The 21,109-nt window shown below is 67.9% G+C and carries 22 protein-coding genes; 14 read left to right on the top strand and 8 right to left on the bottom strand.

Translation table 11 applies throughout. From position 1 onward, the window contains the following. Position 1 precedes the first annotated feature (1 nt). From MTBSS4_RS05325 to MTBSS4_RS05275, 11 genes are all read left to right on the top strand, one after another. Positions 2–817: an ABC transporter permease gene (locus MTBSS4_RS05325; RefSeq protein WP_254432390.1), complete on the top strand. Its 816-nt coding sequence runs from the start codon at positions 2–4 to the stop codon at positions 815–817. Next, the gene (locus MTBSS4_RS05320; protein WP_173982362.1) at positions 817–1,659 is read left to right on the top strand and encodes an ABC transporter ATP-binding protein; all 843 of its coding nucleotides are present in this window, start codon (positions 817–819) and stop codon (positions 1,657–1,659) included. The genes MTBSS4_RS05325 and MTBSS4_RS05320 overlap by 1 nt, the downstream gene beginning before the upstream one ends. Continuing rightward, a complete protein-coding gene (locus tag MTBSS4_RS05315; protein WP_173982361.1) occupies positions 1,656–2,618 on the top strand; it encodes an MlaD family protein in 963 nt (320 codons plus the stop codon). The genes MTBSS4_RS05320 and MTBSS4_RS05315 overlap by 4 nt, the downstream gene beginning before the upstream one ends. Positions 2,619–2,657: 39 nt before the next feature. After that, positions 2,658–3,257 carry an ABC-type transport auxiliary lipoprotein family protein gene (locus tag MTBSS4_RS05310; RefSeq protein ID WP_173982360.1) on the top strand — a complete coding sequence of 200 codons (600 nt, stop codon included), beginning with the start codon at positions 2,658–2,660 and terminating at the stop codon, positions 3,255–3,257. Continuing rightward, positions 3,254–4,591 (top strand): class I SAM-dependent RNA methyltransferase, encoded by a 1,338-nt coding sequence (locus tag MTBSS4_RS05305; RefSeq protein WP_173982359.1) that lies wholly within the window; start codon positions 3,254–3,256, stop codon positions 4,589–4,591. Before MTBSS4_RS05310 ends, MTBSS4_RS05305 begins: the two co-directional genes overlap by 4 nt. Further along, positions 4,588–5,211 carry a histidine phosphotransferase family protein gene (locus MTBSS4_RS05300; RefSeq protein ID WP_173982358.1) on the top strand — a complete coding sequence of 208 codons (624 nt, stop codon included), beginning with the start codon at positions 4,588–4,590 and terminating at the stop codon, positions 5,209–5,211. The genes MTBSS4_RS05305 and MTBSS4_RS05300 overlap by 4 nt, the downstream gene beginning before the upstream one ends. A 156-nt stretch (positions 5,212–5,367) precedes the next feature. Then, entirely contained in the window at positions 5,368–8,028 is a 2,661-nt protein-coding gene (locus tag MTBSS4_RS05295) for a chemotaxis protein CheW (protein ID WP_173982357.1), read from the top strand. 58 nt (positions 8,029–8,086) lie between these two features. Further along, on the top strand, positions 8,087–8,572 hold the full coding sequence (locus MTBSS4_RS05290; protein ID WP_173982356.1) for a chemotaxis protein CheW: 486 nt from the start codon (positions 8,087–8,089) through the stop codon (positions 8,570–8,572). A gap of 84 nt (positions 8,573–8,656) precedes the next feature. Further along, a complete protein-coding gene (locus MTBSS4_RS05285; protein ID WP_173982355.1) occupies positions 8,657–9,022 on the top strand; it encodes a PleD family two-component system response regulator in 366 nt (121 codons plus the stop codon). A gap of 24 nt (positions 9,023–9,046) precedes the next feature. Then, complete coding sequence (locus MTBSS4_RS05280; protein WP_173982354.1) at positions 9,047–10,204, top strand: chemotaxis response regulator protein-glutamate methylesterase; 1,158 nt, start codon at positions 9,047–9,049, stop codon at positions 10,202–10,204. Between the two features lie 4 nt (positions 10,205–10,208). Further along, positions 10,209–11,024 (top strand): protein-glutamate O-methyltransferase CheR, encoded by an 816-nt coding sequence (locus tag MTBSS4_RS05275; RefSeq protein ID WP_173982353.1) that lies wholly within the window; start codon positions 10,209–10,211, stop codon positions 11,022–11,024. A 6-nt stretch (positions 11,025–11,030) separates the two neighbouring features. Here the strand turns inward: MTBSS4_RS05275 and xseA are convergent, their stop codons facing one another. Next, complete coding sequence (gene xseA, locus MTBSS4_RS05270) at positions 11,031–12,473, bottom strand: exodeoxyribonuclease VII large subunit (protein WP_254432389.1); 1,443 nt, start codon at positions 12,471–12,473, stop codon at positions 11,031–11,033. Positions 12,474–12,561: 88 nt separating this feature from the next. Between xseA and purD the strand changes: the two genes are divergently transcribed. Beyond that, positions 12,562–13,839: a phosphoribosylamine--glycine ligase gene (purD, locus tag MTBSS4_RS05265; protein ID WP_173982351.1), complete on the top strand. Its 1,278-nt coding sequence runs from the start codon at positions 12,562–12,564 to the stop codon at positions 13,837–13,839. Between the two features lie 3 nt (positions 13,840–13,842). On the opposite strand, the gene MTBSS4_RS05260 is transcribed toward purD, so the two are convergent. Genes MTBSS4_RS05260 through aroA form a run of 3 tightly spaced genes read right to left on the bottom strand, consistent with a single transcriptional unit; the run spans position 13,843 to position 16,332 of the window. Then, positions 13,843–14,370, bottom strand: a complete 528-nt coding sequence (locus tag MTBSS4_RS05260) for a 6-carboxytetrahydropterin synthase (RefSeq protein ID WP_173982350.1) — start codon at positions 14,368–14,370, stop codon at positions 13,843–13,845. Between the two features lie 10 nt (positions 14,371–14,380). Next, positions 14,381–15,001 carry a 7-carboxy-7-deazaguanine synthase gene (gene queE, locus MTBSS4_RS05255; RefSeq protein WP_173982349.1) on the bottom strand — a complete coding sequence of 207 codons (621 nt, stop codon included), beginning with the start codon at positions 14,999–15,001 and terminating at the stop codon, positions 14,381–14,383. A gap of 2 nt (positions 15,002–15,003) precedes the next feature. Next, positions 15,004–16,332 carry a 3-phosphoshikimate 1-carboxyvinyltransferase gene (aroA, locus tag MTBSS4_RS05250; protein WP_173982348.1) on the bottom strand — a complete coding sequence of 443 codons (1,329 nt, stop codon included), beginning with the start codon at positions 16,330–16,332 and terminating at the stop codon, positions 15,004–15,006. A 196-nt stretch (positions 16,333–16,528) separates the two neighbouring features. Here aroA and MTBSS4_RS05245 point away from each other — a divergent pair, with 196 nt between their 5' ends. Then, positions 16,529–16,912, top strand: coding sequence for a TIGR02300 family protein (locus MTBSS4_RS05245; RefSeq protein WP_173982347.1), 384 nt, complete (start codon positions 16,529–16,531; stop codon positions 16,910–16,912). 83 nt (positions 16,913–16,995) lie between these two features. After that, positions 16,996–17,850, top strand: coding sequence for a DUF4743 domain-containing protein (locus MTBSS4_RS05240; protein WP_173982346.1), 855 nt, complete (start codon positions 16,996–16,998; stop codon positions 17,848–17,850). Positions 17,851–17,872: 22 nt separating this feature from the next. On the opposite strand, the gene MTBSS4_RS05235 is transcribed toward MTBSS4_RS05240, so the two are convergent. The 4 genes from MTBSS4_RS05235 to MTBSS4_RS05220 all read right to left on the bottom strand — a co-directional run. Then, positions 17,873–18,367, bottom strand: a complete 495-nt coding sequence (locus MTBSS4_RS05235) for a hemerythrin domain-containing protein (protein ID WP_173982345.1) — start codon at positions 18,365–18,367, stop codon at positions 17,873–17,875. Positions 18,368–18,374: 7 nt separating this feature from the next. Further along, on the bottom strand, positions 18,375–19,676 hold the full coding sequence (locus MTBSS4_RS05230) for a hypothetical protein (RefSeq protein WP_173982344.1): 1,302 nt from the start codon (positions 19,674–19,676) through the stop codon (positions 18,375–18,377). Next, a complete protein-coding gene (locus tag MTBSS4_RS05225; protein ID WP_173982343.1) occupies positions 19,676–20,257 on the bottom strand; it encodes a DUF2249 domain-containing protein in 582 nt (193 codons plus the stop codon). The genes MTBSS4_RS05230 and MTBSS4_RS05225 overlap by 1 nt, the downstream gene beginning before the upstream one ends. 90 nt (positions 20,258–20,347) lie before the next feature. Next, on the bottom strand, positions 20,348–21,109 hold a 762-nt coding region (locus MTBSS4_RS05220; protein WP_217425505.1), incomplete at its 5' end, for a bifunctional 2-polyprenyl-6-hydroxyphenol methylase/3-demethylubiquinol 3-O-methyltransferase UbiG.

Here is a 21,109-nt window from a genome sequence, read left to right as displayed (position 1 = left end):
CGTGTCCGGGGGGACTGGCGGCAACGGTCTGGCGACGTTTCTCGACCACCTGGGACGCCGGGTGACGGCCGGCGTGGCCGAATTCGGCTTCGCCGCCATGCTGGTGGGCGAAAGCCTGTTCTGGCTGGTGGCCGGACGTCGCCGCCGCCAGCCGGTGCGGCTGCGCCCCATCGTCGCGCAGGCCATGGAGACCGGCATCGGCGCCCTGCCCATCGTCACCGTGCTGTCGGCCACCATCGGCATCATGCTGGCCATCCAGGGCATCTATTCGCTGAAGCTGTTCGGCGCGGAATCCCGGGTCACCCTGGGGGTCGCCATGTCGACCGTGCGCGAGTTCGCGCCGCTGATCACCGGCATCCTGGTGGCCGGGCGCTCGGGCTCGGCCCTGGCGGCGCGGCTGGGAACCATGCGCATCAACCAGGAGATCGACGCGCTGACCGTCATGGGAATCTCGCCGGTGCGGTTCCTGGTGGCGCCGCCCCTGGTGTCCATGATGGTGATGCTGCCGTGCCTGACCCTGTGGGCCGATCTGGTGGGCCTGTTCGCCGCCGGTCTCTACATCGCGCCGCAACTGGGCAGCACCATGACCGCCTACGCCGACGAGGTGGTGTCGCTGCTAAAGATGAACGACGTGCTGCACGGGCTGGCCAAAAGCGCCATCTTCGCCGTGCTGATCACCATCGTCGGCGTGGTCAACGGCGCCTCGGTCACCGGCGGGGCCGAGGGCGTCGGCCGCATGACCACCCGCTCGGTGGTCCAGGCCATCTCGGCCATCGTCATCACCGACATGATCTTCGTCTTCATGGTGACGCGCTGATGGCCGGCCGTTCGTCGCAATCGGGGGAATTCAGCATCGAGGTGACCGACCTCGACACCCATTACGGCGACCGTCAGATTCTTCACCGGGTGAACCTTCAGGTGAGGAAAGGCGAGATCATGGTGATCATGGGCGGTTCGGGGTCGGGCAAGACCACGCTGCTCAACCACCTTCTCGGCCTGCTGTCGCCCAGTTCGGGAAACGTGCGCATCCTGGGCGAGGACCTGGGGCGTCTCACGCCCATGCAGCGGCAGATGCTGCGCACCCGCACCGGCGTCGCCTTCCAGTCCGGCGCCCTGTTCAGCTCCATGAGCATCGGCGACAACATCGCCCTGCCGCTGCGCGAGCACACCGACCTGGACGAGACCACCATCGGCATCATGACCCGCCTGAAACTGGAGGTGGTCAGCCTGGCCGGCTTCGAGAACCTGATGCCGGCCGAGCTGTCGGGCGGCATGATCAAGCGCGCCGCCCTGGCGCGGGCCATCGTCATGGACCCGGAACTGCTGTTCTGCGACGAACCGTCCGCCGGTCTCGACCCGGTGGTGGCGTCGTCCATCGACGACCTGATCCTGCGGCTGCGCGACGCCATGGGCATGAGCATCGTGGTGGTGACCCACGACCTGGATTCCACCTTCAAGATCGCCGACCGCATCTGCGTGCTGGACCGGGGCAAGGTTCTGGCGCTCGACACCGTCGAGGCCATCCGCGCCAGCACCGACCTCCGCATCCAGAACCTTCTCAATCGCCGCACCGAGGACGCCGAGCTGGACCCCGACGCTTATCTGCGCCGGCTGCTGGGCGACGCCTCCAAACCGCAGGACGGGGCCCGCCGCACATGAAGGACGCCAGGATCAACTACGTCATGGTCGGCGGCTTCGTGCTCGCCATGCTGGTCGCCCTGCTGGTGGTGGTGGCGCTGCTGACCGGGCGGACCGGGGCCACCGCCTCCTACTTCACCCGCATGGACAACGTCGCCGGCATCAAGTACGGCACCAAGGTCACCTACGAAGGCTTCCCCATCGGACAGGTGGAGACCATCGAACCGCTGCGGGTGGACGGCAGGACCGCCTTCCGCCTGGAACTGGCGGTCAGCCGGGACTGGAAGATCCCCAGGGATTCGGTGGCCCGCGTCGCCGCCTCGGGCATCCTGGCGGCGGTGACGGTGGACATCAGGGGTGGAAGCTCGGCCGACATGCTGAGCCCGGGCGCCGACATCGCCGCCGGCCCCGCCGCCAACATCTTCGCGGTGATGAACGACGTCGCCGGGCAAATCGCCGACCTCAACCAGAACGCCCTGAAGCCCCTGCTGTTCAGCCTGACCCAGCAGGTGGGAACCCTGGGGACCATCGTCGAGCGCCACGCCCCCGAACTGATGGGCCACCTGATCGCTGTGGCCAGCGACCTGGCGGCCAAGACGCCGCGCATCACCGCCGATGTTGAACGCATGACCGGCACCTTGTCCGGCAAGGTGATCACCGACGCCAATGCCGAGCAGATCAGGGCATCCCTGGCCAACGTGGCGCAATTGTCGGCCGGATTGCAGGAAAGCCGGCACAAGATCGATTCCATGCTGGCCTCGCTGGACAAGACGGTGACCGGCAACAAGGACACTATCGACCAGAGCCTGAAGGACCTGCGTCATACCCTTCAGGCGGTATCGCGCAACATCGATTCGGTGACCTACAATCTGGACGGCACCACCCGCAACCTGCATGAATTCAGCCGCCAGATCCGCGATAATCCCGGCGTGCTGATCGGCGGCACCAAGCGGGGCGACGAAGGCCCGGCACGGAAGTAGGCAATTGGAAGCGCGTAATCAATCAGTGGGATTGCAGTGATGAATGTTCGCCGTCTTCTCGCCATCCTCGCTCTCGCCGCCCTCACCGCCTGTGCCGGACAGGCGCCGCCGCCCGATGCTTTCCACCGGCTTCGGCCCGCCGCCTCGGCCCGCCTGCCGGCCCCATTGCTGCCCGGCGTGGTGGAGGTGGAACGCCTCGCCACCGATGGCGTGCTGGCCGAGCGGGCCATCACCCTTCAGCCCGGGGAAGACGGCGCGCTGATCCACTACAACTACGATTACTGGAGCGAGCCCCCCGGCGTGCTGGTCCAGGAGCGGCTGGCGGCCCATCTCGCCACCACCGGCGCCGCCGGCCGGGTGGTGACGCCGGATTTGCGGGTTCTGGCCGACTGGACCGTTCGCGGCAAGCTGCGCCGCTTCGAGCACCGGCCGGCGACGGGCGATGTGGCGGTCGATCTGCAACTGGCGGTGATCTCGGCCCGCGACGGCTCGTTGCTGCTGCTGGAGACCTACGAAGCGCGCCCTCCCGCCCCATCGGGGAATATCGAGGCGGTGGTGACCGCCATGGAGAAAGGGGTCTCCGACATCTTCTCCCGCTTCGTCTCCGACCTTGCCCGCATCCGGGGAGACCGTCCGTGAGAAAGCCGTCGCGCCGTGCCAGGCATCCGCTTCGCAAGGCCCGCACCCCGGCCCCGCCGGCCCTGACGGTCGAACTGGACATCGAATCCATCGGCGCCCGTGGCGACGGGATCGGCCATCTGGACGGCGAGGCGGTGTTCGTCCCGTTCACGGTGGCCGGCGACCGGGTGCTGGCCCGGGTCGAAAGCCGGCGCGGCGACGGCCTCGCCGCCAGCCTGATCGAGGTGCTGGACCCCGGCGCCGACCGGGTCGAGGCTCCCTGCCCCCACTACCGCCGCTGCGGCGGCTGTTCGTTGCAGCACCTGGACGACGGCGCTTATGCCGACTGGAAGCGCGACCTGCTGCTGACCCAGTTGGCCCGCCACGGCTTCGATGAGGTGGCGGTCGCGCCGCTGGTGCGGGTGCCGCCGGCCAGCCGTCGCCGCGTCTCGTTCACCTTCGCCCGCGTCCGGGCGGGAGCGGTCGCGGGCTTCAACGGCCGCGCCAGCCACACGGTGATCGACGTGGAACGCTGCCTGCTTCTGGAACCGGCCCTGATGACCCTGCTGCCGCCGCTGCGGACGATGCTGGCCGAGGTGGCAGCCGAGGGATCGGGCGGAGACGTGATCGCCACCCTGACCGAAGGCGGCATCGACCTGCTGGTGGAGGCCGACGCCCGGCTGAACCTGTTCGATCGGGAACGGCTGGCCGCCTTCGCCGAATCCACCGATCTGGCGCGGCTACACTGGCGCAAGCCGGGAGGCGGCTTCGCCGAGCCCATCGCCCGGCGCCGGCCGGCCGAGGTGATGTTCGCCGGAATGGCGGTGGAACCGCCGCCGGGAGGATTTCTCCAGCCGACCCGGGGCGGCGAGATGGCCATCGTCGAACGGGTGCTCGCCGCCGTCGGCGAGGGCCGCGCCGCCGCCGACCTCTACGCCGGTTGCGGCAGCTTCTCGGTGCCGCTGTCGCTGCGGGGACCGGTCCATGCCGTCGAAGGGGAACAGGGGCCGCTGGCGGCGCTGGACACCGCCGCCCGTCGCTTCGGCCTGCCCGTCGTCACCGAGCTTCGCGACCTGGCCCGCCGGCCGCTGGCCCCGCATGAATTGCGCCCCTTCCACGCCGTGGTGCTGGACCCGCCCCGGGCCGGCGCCAGCGCCCAGGCGGCCGAACTGGCCAAGCCGGCCGAGGCCAGGGGCGGACCGGATACCATCGTGATGGTGTCGTGCAACCCCGCCACCCTGGCCCGCGACCTGCGCCTGCTGGCCGATGGCGGCTGGCGGGTGGAACAGGCGACCCCCATCGACCAGTTCCCCTGGTCGTCCCATCTGGAAACCGTGGTGGTGCTGCGCCGATGACTCCCTTGGACGACATGATCCTGGCCGAAATGCTGTGCGCCCGCCTGTGCCACGACATGGCCGGGGCGGTGGGCGCCACCGCCGCCGGCGCCGAATTGCTGGAAGACGGCCTCGACGCCGAGACGGCCCGGATGGTGGCCGACAGCGCGGCGGCGGCGGTGGCGCGGCTGAAATTTTTCCGCGCCGCCCTGGGACCGTCCGGGCCGGGCCAGCCGGCCGGAACGGTCCGCGATCTGATATCCGCCTACCTGAAGGCGTCGGCGCCGGGAGCACGAACCGGCCATGCCCTGCGCTGGCAATGCGAACGGAGCAGCCTGGATGGCGACCTCGGGCGGCTGCTGCTGAACCTGGTGCTGCTGGCCCGCGATTGCCTGCCGCGCGGCGGCGCCATCTCGGTCACGGTCAGCGCCCTCCCCCCCCCGGAATCCGCCGGCCTCTCGGTGACGTTCGAGGGCGAGGGAGCCGGCCTGGGGACCGAGATCGCCCCCAGCCTGATCGAGGGGCGCCGCCCCGAAGGCCCCCGCGGCGCCCAGGCGTGGCTGACCCGACGGCTGGCCGAGGCGATGTCCGCGCGCCTTCGCTATCACCCGGCCATCGGAGGCGGCAGAATCGACGCCTGACTTTTTTCGTTTCGGAAGCGGATTTATCCGGCTTTGGGTTCTTCTAAAGCCATCCTGGCCGTGCTATTAGTCGATGCTGCCTTGACGAATATGCCTAGGCGGGAAGTTTGCGGGCCATCCTTGGATGGTGATTGAAGGGTCCTACTGGAGTCGACCATGGATGATCTCCTCAGCGAATTTCTGACCGAGACGTCGGAGAGTCTTTCCACGCTAGACGTGGCTCTGGTGAATCTGGAGCAAAATCCGAACGATCCCCAGATTCTCGGCAACATCTTCCGTCTGGTCCACACCATCAAGGGCACCTGCGGCTTCCTCGGCCTGCCCCGCCTCGAACATGTGGCCCACGCCGGCGAGAACGTGCTGGGCAAGTTCCGCGATGGCGAGTTGGAGGTCACCCCCGCCGCGGTGACCCTGATCCTCCAGTCCATCGACCGCATCAAGCTGATCCTCGGCCATCTCGAACAGAACGAGTGCGAGCCCGAGGGCAGCGACGAGGACCTGATCGCCCAACTGAACGCCATGGCCGAGGGCCGGGCCGGCGGCCCGCCGCCGCCGCCGCCGCCGCCCATGCCCACCTTCGAATCGGTCGCCCGCCAACCGGAACCCGAGCCGGTCGCCGCCGCCGCGCCGCCGCCGCCCGAACCCGAACCCGACGACGAGCCCGCGCCGTCCGCCAGCGTGCCGGTCCCTGCCGCGCAGCCGCCCGCGGTCGCGGCCCCCGCCGCCGTGGTCACCGGCGCCCCGGTCGAGGCCAAGGAATCGGCGGTCGCCGCCCAGACCATCCGCGTCAACGTCGAACTGCTCGAAAACCTGATGACCCTGGTGTCCGAGCTGGTCCTGACCCGCAACCAGCTCTTGCAGATGGTGCGCGGCAAGGACGACAGCGAGTTCGCCACGCCGCTGCAACGCCTGTCCCACATCACCACCGACCTTCAGGAAGGCGTGATGAAGACCCGCATGCAGCCCATCGGCAACGCCTGGGCCAAGCTGCCGCGCATCGTCCGCGACCTCTCGGTCGAAATGAACAAGAAGATCGACCTCCAGATGCTGGGCGCCGACACCGAACTCGACCGCCAGGTTCTGGAACTGATCAAGGACCCGCTGACCCACATGGTCCGCAACTCCGCCGACCACGGCCTGGAGCCCACCGAGGAGCGCAAGCGCATCGGCAAGCCCGAAATCGGCAAGGTGGTGCTGAACGCCTATCACGAGGGCGGCCATATCATCATCGAGATTTCCGACGACGGCCGCGGCCTCAACCTGGATCGCATCAAGCAGAAGGCCATCCAGAACGGACTCGCCACCGAGTCCGAGTTGGAAGCCCTGACGCCGCAGCAGATCTACCAGTTCATCTTCAAGGCCGGGTTCTCCACCGCCGAGAAGGTCACCAGCGTGTCGGGCCGCGGCGTCGGCATGGACGTGGTCCGCACCAATATCGAGAAGATCGGCGGCACCGTCGAACTGAAGAGCGTTCCCGGCAAGGGATCGAGCTTCGTGATCAAGATTCCGCTGACGCTGGCCATCGTCTCGGCCCTGATCGTCGAATGCGCCTCCGAACGCTTCGCCATCCCGCAGATCAGCGTGCTGGAACTGGTTCGGGTCACCGGCAATTCCGAACACGGCATCGAGATGATCAACAACGCGCCGGTGCTGCGCCTGCGCGATCGCCTGCTGCCGCTGGTGTCGCTGAAGCGGCTGCTGCTGCTGGCCGAGGACACCGAGGAGCGGCAGGAGACCTTCATCGTCGTCACCCAGGTCGGCACCTACACCTTCGGCATCATCGTCGACCGCGTGTTCGACACCGAGGAAATCGTGGTCAAGCCGGTGGCCCCCATCCTGCGCCACATCAGCATGTTCTCGGGCAACACCATCCTGGGCGACGGCTCGGTGATCATGATCCTCGACCCCAACGGCATCGCCGGCGTCACCGGTGAGTCCGGCCTGCTGGGCAACGCCCAGGCGGCCGAGGCCCAGGTGGCGCGCGAGAGCCATGCCGACGCCAAGACCTCGCTGCTGGTGTTCCGCGCCGGCGGCGAGGATCTCAAGGCGGTGCCGCTGGCCCTGGTCGCCCGCCTGGAAGAGATCGACCTCCAGGAGATCGAGCACAGCCACGGCAAGCCCATGGTCCAGTATCGCGGCCATCTGATGCCGCTGATCGCCATCGACGGCGTCATGAACTTCCGCGACGAGGGCCGCCAGCCGGTGCTGGTGTTCTCGGACCAGGATCACACCATGGGACTGGTGGTGGACGAGATCGTCGATATCGTCGAGGACCGCCTGCGGGTCGAACTGTCGGCCGGCAGCCCCGGCATCATCGGCACCGCCGTCATCGCCGGCAAGGCGACCACCATCATCGACGCCGGCTATTACCTGCCGCAGGCGTTCGGCGACTGGTTCGGCCGCAACGACAAGGAATTCGGCAATCCCGACTTCCACGCGCCGCGCATCCTGCTGGTGGACGATTCGCCGTTCTTCCGCAACCTGCTGACGCCGCTGCTGTCGGTGGCCGGCTACGAGGTGATCTCGGTGGAAAGCGCCGACCGGGCGCTGCTGCTGCGCGAACGGGGCGACGAGTTCGACGCCATCATCTCCGACATCGAGATGCCGGGCATGAGCGGCTTCGAGTTCGCCCAGGCGGTCCGCTCCGACTTCCGCTGGAGCCAGATTCCCATGGTGGCGCTGTCGTCGCACGCCACTGAAAAGGATTTCGAGCGCGGCAGGCAGGTCGGCTTCAACGACTACATCGCCAAGTTCGACCGCGATGCCCTGCTCTCGACCCTGGCGTCGACCATCGCAGCCTCCAAAGGTGCCGCATGACCACACTCCGCACAGCCGATGCCGAGATGACTCAATCCGCGATCAGGGGGGCCACGAAGTGAATCAGATCGTCCCCGCCGGCAAGCGCCAGTCGACGGAGCTGGCCGCTCCCGAGACCCAGGACTTCGTCACCATGTTCATCGAAGGCCAGCTGTTCGGCATTCCGGTGCTGACCGTTCAGGACGTCCTGGGGCCGCAGAAGATCACCCGCATTCCGCTTGCCCCCCGCGAGGTGGCCGGCAGCCTGAACCTGCGCGGGCGCATCGTCACCGCCATCGACGTCCGCCTTCGCCTCGGCCTCAAGAAACGGGCCGAGGAAAAGAAGGGCATGAGCGTCGTGGTCGACATGGGCGGCGAGCTCTACTCCCTCATGGTCGATTCGGTTGGCGAGGTGCTGTCGCTGCCCGCCGCCAAGTTCGAACGCAATCCTCCGACGCTGGACCCGCATTGGCGCGAATTCTCCATCGGTATCTACCGGCTTGATGATAAGCTGCTGGTGGTTCTGGACGTGGGGAAGCTGCTGGATTTCACGCGGAACGAATAGTATAGGCTTTAGTTACGTGACCATCGAAGGGGGCGGCCACCGTTGGGCGCGGCCACACCCTCTCCACCGGAGGCAAGCTTGGGCATGAAGTCCTGTCTGATCGTCGACGATTCCAAGGTCATCCGGATGGTGGCCAAGAAAATTCTGCATGAATTGACCTTCAAGACCGAGGAGGCCGAGGACGGCGCCCAGGCCCTTGAAGCGTGCAAGCGATCCATGCCCGATGCGGTTCTGCTCGACTGGAACATGCCGGTCATGAACGGTATCGATTTCCTGCGCGAGATGCGCAAGCTTCCGGGGGGGGACCACCCGGTCGTCGTGTTCTGCACCACGGAAAACGATATCGAGCACATCCAGGAGGCGATCACCGCCGGGGCCAACGAATACATCATGAAGCCGTTCGACAGCGAAATCCTGCAGGCGAAGTTCTCGCAAGTGGGCCTGCTCTAGGCGGCTTGCGGAAAAGCGCACAGAATGGCTTCAGATCCCTCATCGACGGCTGTCGGCAGCCCCGCAAGCGACCCGATTCGGGTGATGCTGGTCGACGATTCCGCCGTGGTCCGCGGCCTCGTCACCCGCATCCTCGAAGCCGAGCCCGGCATTCAGATCGCCGCCTCCGTCGGTAACGGCCAGATGGCCATCTCGGCGCTGGAACGCAGCGATATCGACGTCATCATCCTCGACATCGAAATGCCGGTGATGGATGGCATGACGGCGCTGCCCAAGCTGTTGCAGGTTGATCCGGGCGTCAAGATCATCATGCAGTCGACCCTGACCCTCAAGGGGGCCGACATCTCGATGCGCGCCATGCAGATGGGCGCCGCCGATTATATCCCCAAGCCGACCGCCACCAGGGATCTGGCCGGCGGCATCGAGTTCAAGGCGGAACTGGTGGGCAAGATCAAGGCGCTGGGCCAGGCGCGGCGCCGCGACCCCAAGCGCCCCATCCGCCCCGGCGGTGCTCCGCCCGCCAGCCGCCCCATCGCCAATCCGGTCCCCAAGGTCCAGATTCACCCGGCCGGGCCGCTGCAATTGCGGACCCACGCCGCAGAGGCGCCCGACATCATCGCCATCGGATCGAGCACCGGCGGGCCGCAGGCCCTGTTCGCCGTGCTGGGCATCATGCGGGCCGGCACCGTCTCGCAGCCCATCGTCATCACCCAGCACATGCCGGCCACCTTCACCACCATCCTGGCCGAGCATATCAGCCGCGTTTCCGGCTGGGAGGCCCGCGAGGGCCAGGACGGCGAGGTCGTCCGCAATGGGCGCGTTTATATTGCCCCGGGCGATTTTCATATGGTGATAGAAACCAAGGGTCCTGATAAGGTGCTGAGACTGAACAAGAACCCGCCGGAAAATTTCTGCCGGCCGTCCGTCGATCCCATGTTGCGCAGCGTCGCCGCCGCCTACGGCAAGCGGGTGCTGACCTGCATCCTGACCGGGATGGGATCGGACGGACTGAAGGGAGGACAGGCGGTGGTGGCATCGGGGGGAACGGTGATCGCTCAGGACGAGGCCACATCGGTTGTGTGGGGCATGCCGGGAGCAGTGGCGACGGCGGGCATTTGCTCGGCGGTTCTGCCCCTGCCCGAAATCGCTCCGTGGATCATCAAGCTGGCGGCGAGGCGCTAAACCCATGCGGCCCGAAGACTTCGATTTCGTCGCCAAACTGCTCAAGGACCGGTCCGGTCTGATCATCACCCGCGACAAGTCCTACCTGCTGGAAAGCCGTCTCACCCCGGTGGCGCGCAAGCGCGGCATGAAGGGACTGGACGATCTGGTCGGGGGCCTGCGCGGTGCCGGCGAGGATCTGCTGCGCGAGGTCACGGAGGCCATGACGACCAACGAGTCGTTCTTCTTCCGCGACATCAAGCCGTTCGAGCAGTTCAAGACCGTGGTGCTGCCCTACCTGCTGAAGGCGCGGGCCGCCAGCAAGACCATCCGCATCTGGTCGGCCGCCAGTTCGTCCGGCCAGGAAGCCTATACCCTGGCCATGGTCCTGAAGGAAGAAGGCGCCAAGCTGGCCGGATGGAAGATCGACATCCTCGGCACCGACATTTCCACCGAAATGCTGGAAAAGGCCAAGGCCGGTCTCTACTCCCAGTTCGAGGTCCAGCGCGGCCTGCCCATCCAGCTGCTGGTCAAGTACTTCAAGAAGACCGCCGAGATGTGGCAGATCGATCCCGCCATCCGCGGCATGGTCCAGTACCGGGAATACAACCTGCTGCACGACCTGAAGCCGCTGGGCCAGTTCGACGTGGTGTTCTGCCGCAACGTGCTGATCTATTTCGACCAGCCCACCAAGACCCGCGTGCTGGACAACATGAGCCGGATCGTGCCCGACGACGCCTTCCTCTATCTCGGCGGCGCCGAGACAGTCCTGGGCATTTCCGACAAGTTCAAGCCGATTCCCGACCAGCGCGGCGTCTACGCCACATCGCGGGCGAAGTAGGCCACGCTATAGCAGGCTGCCCTGGCGTCCGTCGGATGCCGGGGTTTTTCGCGCCTTGACCGCCGGGGCGGGCGGTTGTCCCTGCGCCACGGCATGGATGGTGCCGTCGGCGAATTCCAGCGCCAGGGCCGAGCCGGACCGGATTGCCGACGCCGAAACCACCGGATGCCCGGCATCGTCACGGATGACGGCGTAGCCACGCTCCAGCACGTTCCGGTAGGAATAGCTCTCCAGCAGCTTGCCGGCATGCTCCACCCGGCCGCTCCGCTCGCCCAGCAGGCGCGGCATCGCCGCCGCCAGACGCTGATCCAACTGTTCCAGCCGCAACGCCGAACGTTCCGTCGCCGCCATCTCGGAAACCCGCACGGCGCGGATCGAGGTGTCGAGACGACCGCCAAGCCGGTCCAGTTCGGCCCGCCGGCGTTCCACCAGATTAGGCAGGGCGTTGTCCAGCCGCTCGGCCCGGTCATCCAGCCGCCGGGCGCAATCCTCCATCACCCGGCGGGGATGGGGCAGCGCCCGGAAGGCATGGTCGAGATGACGCCGCCGCTCCTCCATCCCCCGCACGATCGCCCCCGCCAGCCGGGCGCCCTGCTCGGCCAGGCCGGCCACCAGTTCGGCCCGCACCGGCACCGCCTTCTCGGCGGCGGCGGTGGGGGTGGGGGCGCGCAGGTCGGCGGCGAAGTCGATCAGGGTGGTGTCGGTCTCGTGCCCCACCGCCGAGATCAGCGGAATCAGCGAGCGGGCGGCGGCGCGGACCACGATCTCCTCGTTGAAGGCCATCAGGTCCTCCAGCGAGCCGCCGCCCCGCGCCACGATCAGCACGTCGGGCCGGGGAACCGCCCCCCCGGGGGATAGGGCGTTGAAGCCGTCGATGGCGGCGGCGACCTGGGCGGCGGCGCCATCGCCCTGGACGGCCACCGGCCACAGCAGCACCCGGCGGGGAAAACGCTCGGCCAGCCGATGGAGAATGTCGCGGATCACCGCGCCGGTGGGCGAGGTGACGACGCCGATGACCTCGGGCAGGAAGGGAATCGGCCGCTTGCGCTCGGTGGCGAACAATCCCTCGGCCATCAGACGCTTCTTGCGGTCCTCCAGCATCTTCAGCAGGGCGCCCTGCCCGGCCAGTTCCATGCGCTCGACCACCATCTGGTACTTGGAGCGGCCGGGATAGGTGGTCAGCCGGCCGGTGGCGACCACCTCCATGCCGTCCTCGGGGCCGATGCCCAGCCGGGCGGCCTGGCCCTTCCAGCACACCGCGTCCAGAACCGCCTCGGCATCCTTCATCGCGAAGTAGAGATGGCCGGAGGAATGGCGCTTGAACCCCGAGATCTCGCCCCGCACCCGCACGAAGGAAAAGGTCTCCTCCACGGTCTTGCGCAAGGACCCCGACAGCTCGCTGACGGAATATTCGGGGATATTGGACGGGGGGCGGGGCTCTTCGGTCATGGCCGGGGCATGGTGGCGCAAAGCCCGCCGATTTGCAAACCTCCACCGCCATGCTAAAACCCCGCCGAACGGTTCGATGGAGAGTGCCATGAAGGTTCTGGTGGTGGGCTCGGGCGGGCGCGAACACGCCCTGTGCTGGAAGCTGGGGCAATCGCCGCTGCTGACCGGCCTTTATTGCGCGCCCGGCAATGCCGGCATCGCCCAGGTGGCCGAGTGCGTCGCCATCAACGCCGAGGCGGTGGACGACCTGGTGGCCTTCGCCACCGCGAAATCCATCGATCTGGTGGTGGTGGGGCCGGAAGCGCCGCTGGTGGCCGGTCTGGCCGACAAGTGCCGCGCCGCCGGAATCAAGGTGTTCGGCCCCTCGGCCGCCGCCGCCGAACTGGAGGGCTCCAAGGGGTTCATGAAGGACATGGCGGCCAAGGCCGGCATTCCCACCGCCTGGTACGGCCGCTTCACCGATATGGAAGCCGCGCGGGCCTTCGTCCGCGCCAAGGGCGCCCCCATCGTGGTCAAGACCGACGGGCTGGCCGCCGGCAAGGGGGTGGTGGTCGCCATGACCCTGGACGAGGCCCTGGCCGCCATCGACATGATGATGGGCGACAAGGTGTTCGGGGCCGCCGGCGATGAACTGGTGATCGAGGAATTCCTCGACGGCGAGGAATGCAGCTTCTTCGCGCTGTGCGACGGCACCAACGCCGTGGCCCTGGCCGCCGCCCAGGACCACAAGCGGGTGGGCGACGGCGACACCGGCCCCAATACCGGCGGCATGGGGGCCTATTCCCCTACCCCGGTGGTGACGCCCGAGCTTCAGACCCGGATCATGGACACCTGCATCCTGCCGCTGGTCCGCACCATGGCGGCGGAGGGCAAGCCCTATGCCGGCGTGCTGTTCGCCGGCATCATGGTGACGGCGGATGGCCCCAAGCTGCTGGAATACAACGTCCGCTTCGGCGATCCGGAATGCCAGGTGCTGATGGCGCGGCTGAAGTCGGACCTGGCTCCGGTGCTGATGGCCGGCGCCGAGGGCCGCCTGGGCGGCGTCACCCTGGACTGGCGCGACGACGTCGCCCTGGTGGTGGTGATGGCCGCCAAGGGCTATCCCGGCCCGTACGAGAAGAACACCGTCATCGGCGGCCTGGACCAAGCCGGCCGGGTCGAGGGCGTCACCGTGTTGCACGCCGGCACGGCGGCCAGGGACGGCAAGGTCGTGGCGACCGGCGGCCGGGTGCTGGGCATCACCGCCATCGGCCCCACGGTCAGCGAGGCGCGCCGGCGGGCCTACGAGGCGGTGGACCGGCTGGACTGGCCGGAGGGCTTCTGCCGCCGCGACATCGCGTGGCGGGCGGTGGCGCGAGGGCTATAGCGCCTATTTCGGCGCGTATTCGGCCATGCAGTTGGGGGTTTCCCACACCCGGACGGCCACCAGGCGGGCGCATCCGTCGGAACGTAGCGCCACCGGCTCGGCCAGCAGCCCGAACCAGTGGCGGGCCAGGCATTCGGCGGTGGGCTGGAACGGCACCACGTAGAGCTTGGTCATCATCCGGGTGTCGGAAGTGAGGGCGGCCCCCCGCAGGGCCACCTCGGCCCGCAGGCTATCCAGCCAGCCGGCGGCGCCATCGGCGGGGGCAAACAGCGCCAGCAACTCGGAATCGGCGTCGGCGGCGATGAAGCCGTGATCGCAGGGCGCGTCGATCAGGCGCATCATCTCGTCCTTCAGGAAGCCGAAATCCACCACCATGTCGGTCTGCTCGCCGCTGCCGTGCAGATGGCGGGCCTCGCATTCCACCTCGATGACATAGCGGTGGCCATGCAGGTTCCGGCACTTGGAACCGTGGGTCATGATGCGGTGGCCGGCATCGATCTCGATGCGGCGGCTGACGCGGAACGAGGGCATCCGGGCTATCCTAGGGTATTCCGACGATCTTGTGGGTTTGCAGGCTGAGCCGCCAGCGCGGGTGAGTCAAGCAATGGGCGATGGCGGCGCGGGTATTGGCATCCCGCTCCGGCCCATCCATGGGCTGAAGGAAGAAATGGGCGAAGTCGAGGGATTCGAAGGCTTCCGGCCGAGCGTCCGCCTGGGGGAAGATCAGCTTCAGTTCGTTGCCCCGGGTCACCGCCAGGGTGGTGCCGGCCTTGGGGCTGACGCAGACCCAGTCCAGTCCCGGCGGCAGCGGCAAGGTGCCGTTGGTCTCGATGGCGACCTCGAAGCCCCGGTCGTGCAGAGCGGCCACCAGGACGGCGTCCAGTTGCAGGGCCGGCTCGCCGCCGGTGAAGATCACCAGACGGGGGCCGCCCGCCGCCGCCGGCCACATCCCCGCCACGGTCTCGGCCAGCATCTCGGCGTCGGGATACTTGGTCCCGCCGACGAAGTCGGTATCGCAGAACCCGCAGGCGGAATCGGCGCGATCCTCCTCGCGGCCGCTCCACAGATTGCAGCCGGCGAAGCGGACGAACAAAGCGGCCCGGCCGGATTGCGCCCCCTCGCCCTGGAGGCTGTGGAAAATCTCCTTGACGGTGTAGGGCATGGCTACGCCGCCCCGATCCGCGCGCCGAGGCCGTTCATCAGATCGGCGAAGCCGGGAAACGAGGTGTCGATGGCCTCGGCGTCGTCCACCCGCACCGGCTGCTCCGAGGCCATGCCCATCACCAGGAACGACATGGCGATGCGATGATCGAAATGGGTGGCGACGGCGCCGCCGCCCGCGGGCGGACGGCCGGTGCCGTGGACGATCAGGGCGTCCTTCTCCTCCTCCACCGCGACGCCGCAAGCGGCCAGGCCTTTCGCCATGGCGGCCAGCCGGTCGCTTTCCTTGACCCGCAGTTCGCCCAGGCCGTTCATGCGGGTGGTGCCCTCGGCGAAGGCGGCGGCGACGGCCAGGATGGGATATTCGTCGATCATGGACGGGGCGCGTTCGGCCGGCACGGCGATGCCCTTCAGCCGCGACGAGCGCACCACCAGATCGGCCACCGGCTCGCCGGCCTGATCGCGGCGGTTCTCGAAGGCGATGTCGGCGCCCATCTCCAGCAGGGTCTGGTAGAGCCCCGCCCGCAGCGGATTGACGCCGATGCCGGGCAGCCGGATCTCCGAGCCCTCCACCAGCAGCGCCGCCACCGCCGGAAAGGCGGCCGACGACGGATCGGCCGGCACCGCCACCAAGCGGCCGGTCAGTTCGGGAAAGCCGGTGACGGTGATGGCCAGTCCACCGCCCTCGGCCGCCTCGGTCCGGATTGCCGCACCGAAATTGCGCAGCATCAGTTCGGTATGGTCGCGGGTGGCTTCCCGCTCGATCACCGTGGTCTCGCCCGGCGTGTTGAGGCCGGCCAGCAGGATGGCCGACTTCACCTGGGCCGAGGCCACCGGAAGCTCGTAGACGATGGGAACCGGCCGGTCGGTGCCGATCACCGCCATCGGCAGCCGGCCGCCGTCGCGGCCGTGGAAACGGGCCCCCATGCGGCTCAGCGGGTCGGAGATCCGGCGCATGGGGCGCGAGCGCAACGAGGAATCGCCGGTGAAGACGGAGGTGAAGGGATGGGTGGCCACCAGCCCCATCAGCAGGCGGGCACCGGTCCCGGAATTGCCCATGTCGAGCACGTCGGCCGGTTCCACCAGACCGCCGATTCCACGGCCGAACAGCCGCCACGAGCCGTCGGGAAGCCGGGTGACCTCGGCGCCAAGCGCCCGCATGCAGGCGGCGGTGCGCAGCACGTCGTCGCCTTCCAGCAGGCCGGTCACCACACTTTCGCCCACCGCCAGGGCGCCCAGCATCAGGGCGCGGTGCGAAATGGATTTGTCGCCGGGAACCCGCGCCGATCCGGCAAGGGCGGGGGCGCGCTCCGAAATCAGGGGTTTCGCCATGACCTCTCCAACTGGCATTTTCCGGCCACGGCCGGCATTGGCCGAAGCTCTACCACAGGCGGCATCCGCGTCATAGAGCCGCGTTCCATGCTGCACCGCAGGGGATTTTTCATTTTGACACGCGGAGGGGAACATGGCACATGCCCCCTTCAGGGATGAAGACGACCTCGTCCCGCGACTGACAGGAGGACCGAACGTGGCCAAGCCGGAATGGGGACAGAAGCGCACATGCCAAAGCTGCGGATGCCGCTTCTACGACCTGACGCGCACTCCCATCGTCTGCCCCAAATGCGGGGCCAACGTGGAGCCGGAGGTGACGTTCAAGGTCCGCCGCGGCAGCGCCGCCCAGGCCGAGGCCAAGGCGGCCGCCCCCGTGGCGGCGGTGATGGCGCCGGTGGCGGACCTGGAGGTCGATGACCTGGTGGCGGTCGACGACGATGGCGAGGTCCTGGCCGGCGACGATGGCGCCGAGGACGACGAGAGCGGCCTGATCGAGGACGCTTCCGACCTGGGCGAGGATGACGACGACATGGCCGAGGTCATGGAGCACATGGACGAGGAGATCGAGGACGAGGTCTGAACGCCTCTCCTCGCGGGGCCACTCCGGGCGGGCGGAGCCGCACCCGGGTGGCGCGCCCGCGCCCCCTGGCAGAGAATCCGCCCATGTCCTTCCTGGATCATATCCGCGCCTGCAACCGCCACGCTCCCGACAGGTTCCTGCCCTTTGTCGTCGACGGGCATCCGGTCGGCCGAGTGCGGCACGACGTCGCCCGACGGCTGGAGGCGTTTCCCGACGTCTTCCGCCTGGATGGCGGCCGCGTCATCCTGCATCCGGCGCTGGCGACCCCGGCCCTGCGGGACGAGGCGATCGACCGGGTAGCGGCCGAGCTTCATCGCGACTGGGGAACGCCGCGCCTGCGCGGCGAGCGCTACCGGGTGGTCCAAAGCTTCTCGGAACCGGCCTTGATGACGGTGGATCGCGGCGTGGTCAGCCTGTTCGGCATCCGCGCCTTCGGCATCCACGTCAACGGCATCGTCCGGCGGCCCGACGGCCCGCACCTGTGGATCGGACGCCGCGCCCCTGACAAGTCGGTGGCCCCGGGCAAACTGGACAACATGGTGGCCGGCGGCCAGCCCGCCGGGCTGTCGCTGCGCGAGAACCTGCTGAAGGAAGCGGCCGAGGAGGCCGACATTCCCGCCGCCCTGGCCGCCACCGCCCGGCCGGTGGGCGCCATCGCCTATTGCATGGAGGACCAGTGGGGCCTGAAGCCCGACGTGATGTTCTGCTATGACCTGGAGGTGCCGGCGGATTTCACGCCGCGCAACACCGACGGCGAGATTTCCGGATTCGAACTGATGCCGGTGGCCGAGGTGGCGGAACGGGTGCGCCATTCCGACGACTTCAAGTTCAACGTCAACCTGGTGATCACCGACTTCCTGATCCGCCACGGGCTGCTGTCGCCCGACGACGAACCCGATTACCTGGACATCGTCGCCGGCCTGCGGCGGGGCGGCTGATTTCCGCCGCAGGCCGGAACGATCAGCCCACCTCGCGGCGATAGATGTCGGCCAGTTCCTGATCCGCCTCGGGATCGATCAACGCGGAAATGGCTGCGATCAGACCCATCTCTTCCTTCTGGATGTGAAAGATCTCGCGCTCGATCAGTTCCGAGCCGGCATCCTTGAATTCGGTCCAGGCGGACTCGCTGAAGCTGCCGCCTTCGGCGGCGGCCAGGGCCAGATCGGCCACCTGGATGGCCAGCGGCAGGATCGAACGGTGCTCGTGGGTCAGCATGGTGACGATGCCGGTCTCCCCCTGCTCGACGAAGGCCTTGAACAGGTGGTTCTCCTCGAAGCCGAAATGACTTTCGACCTCGGAACGCAGCGTGCGCGACAGCTGCTTCATCCTGCGCGCCACCAGATCGTCCACCTGCGGCGGCTTGCGGTTCGCGCCAAGGAATTCCTCCAGCGATTGCAGGGCCTCGATGGTGGTCATGTGAGCCTGATGCAACAGGGCGCCGGTCTGAGTGTTCATGGAACGACTAATCTCCTTGGTTGGCGGCGGCTGCCGCCGCCTTCATGTGGGAACGGTAGCGGCGGAACACCAGATAGGCGAAGACGCCGAAGGCGATGGAGCCGGCCAGCCCGGCATAAAGGCCGAGACGGACCGGCCAGGCCCAACCGCCGACGATGCCCAGCCCGATCAGAACCAGAGCGGCGGAATGGCAGGCGAGATGAATGTCGACCGGCAGCTTCGGCGCCAGATGCGACAGCAGCGCCGGCTTGCCTCCCAGCGACGAGGAATGCATCGACGCCAGGAACGGCATGATCCGCTGCAACAGCGCGGTGACGAACGACAGCAGCCAGCCGAACACCAGCAGGAAGCCCCACAGGGTGCCCCACGGATCGGCGGGTGCTCCCAGGGTCAGGGCCAGTGCCACCAGCAAGCCGAGCGGCAGCAGGACCAGCGCCACCCAGACCAGCCGGAAGAACGGCTCCAGCCGCTTCTTCATGCGGTTCTTCATGCAGGGTTGCATGGCGCGCAGATAAAGCCCCAGACCGACCAGTCCCAGCGCGATTCCCGCCGCCGCCACAAGCGGCAGCGCGAAAGCGGCGCCAAGAGTTCCGGCGGCCAGACCGAGGCCGCTGAACAGGGCCGAGCGACGGATGGGCGCGTCGGCCACCGCCGGCCCCAGGATGAACATGGGAATCAGCACGGTGGCGAACCCCAGCGCCAGCATCCCCATGAAGCCATAGCCGGCCAGCACCGCGTGGGCGGCGGCGATGGCGCCGTGATCGGGCAGGATGCCGCTGGTGAAGTCGATGACGAGAAGCAGGCCGAGACCGGCCAGCAGCACCAGCGACGCCACCGCCATCCAGGCATGGCGGGTGACGCCCGGCAGATCGTCGACCTTGCGCAGGTTGCCGGCCACCAGCCCGCCGAATACCGCCATGCCGGCGATGCTGAGGGTGGCGCCGGCGTGCTGGAGCCCGGCCATGGGCAGGCCAAGGCCGACGGCGAACAGCGCCACCCCGGGAGCGAACAGCCAATAGACCAGGCGGCAGGCCCAGACCGGCCCCAGCTGGCGGCGGGTGGAGACCGGCAGCAACTGGATGCCGGCGCCCATGGCGGTCATGGCCAGGGTGCCAAGCGTCACCAGATGCAGCCCGGCCAGGACCCAGCCCTGGCCGCCGCGAAATCCCATGGACAGGTCGGGACCGGCCAGCGCCAGCACCAGCCACGCGGCGATGTGGAACACCACGGCGGTGGCGAAGAAGCGGTAGGGAACCGAGAGGGGCAACAGGCGATCCTTCGCCCCCATCATCAGGCTTCCGGGAAACATCAGCGGGCGCGCTCCAGCCACAGGCGGACATTGACCACCTCGGTGGAGGTGCGGGCAATGCGCCAGCCGCGCTCGGCCAGTTCCGGGGCCAGGAAATGCGGCTCGCGCTCGTGATGCACCACCACGGTCTCGTCGCCCTCGATCCCCTCGATCAGGCGGATGATGGACAGCATCGGATTGGGGGGCGTCAGCTTGCGCACGTCGATATGGATGCCGTCCTCCTCGCGCCAGGTCATGGCGCCTTCCGGCATCACCTCGACATCGGCGCCCTTTTCCCAGTCGGCGCCACCGTCCAGGTGGAAGAACACCCGCCAATGGCCTTCCGACAGCTTGCGGCCATAGGAGGAGAAGCCGCGCCCGGCCAGGATTCTGCGTAACGGCGATGGATTGAACGGAGCGTCGATGACCAGCGAGCCGCCGAACTCGATCGGCGCGGCCGCCTCCATGACGGCGGCGAACGGATCGATCCCCTCGGCCAGCAGGCCGCGCACGTCCAGGGGTTGGCATTCCAGGGCCAAGGTCAGCCATTCCGGCGGACCGCCCGTTTCCCTGTTCACATTCACCGGCTCGTTTTCGGCCATGACACGCCCTTCGCTAAGCTGGGGTAACCGTGCCGATGTCGCGCCGTCCTCACCTTGACGTTCGTTAAGTTGCCGACACATCCGGCGGCGTCAACCGGCCCCGTCGACGGGACGGAACATCAGATAGCGGTTGGATTGCATGATCTCCTCGCGGATACCGTAGGTCTCCCACAGAGTCTTCTTGCCGACAAGGTCAAGACCGGCCCTGGCGATCAGGCGGACCACCACTTCCGGATCGAGAATCCGGATGGGGTTGTCGGGGTGGAACACGCCGTCGATCCTTTTCCACTCGCCCCACCGGACCGGCTCGACCGAGGCGGCATCCTCGACCGTCCGCCGGTAATTCCCCTCGATGAACTGAACGACCAGCACGCCGCCGGGCGCCAGCGCGGCGCGGCAGTGACGGGCGAACGCCGCGATCTCCCCGTCGGTGAAATAATAGATGGTGTCGCGGCAATAGATCGCGTCGAACGTCCTGGAAAAGGAGATGGGGTCCCTGGACGGGTCACCCTGGCGGAAAGTGTCCAGCCCGGTCCTGGCGATCATGGATTCGACCGCCTGGGAACTGATGTCGACGCCATGAATGTCGGCGCCGCGCCGCCCCGCCTCCAGCAGGTCGGCGCCGAAGCCGAAGCCGACCTCCAGCACCGCCTTGCCGGTGAAGTCGAACCCGCCATGGCCGAAAAAACGGAACAGGCTGGCGTTCGACGAGGTCCGGCCAAACGGTTCGGTGCGTTCGGACCAGAAGGCCTTGGCCGGATGAGTCATGCGCCGCCCCTTGTTCTCGCCATATCCTCCCGGCAGGGTGGAAGGATCGCATGGCGCCGTCAAGACATCGTCGGACCGGGATGC

This window comes from Magnetospirillum sp. SS-4 (assembly GCF_902729425.1).
In the GTDB taxonomy this organism is placed as follows: Bacteria; Pseudomonadota; Alphaproteobacteria; order Rhodospirillales; family Magnetospirillaceae; genus Phaeospirillum.
Note: the sequence above shows the minus strand (reverse complement) of the source record. Positions and strands in the feature narration are given on the sequence as shown.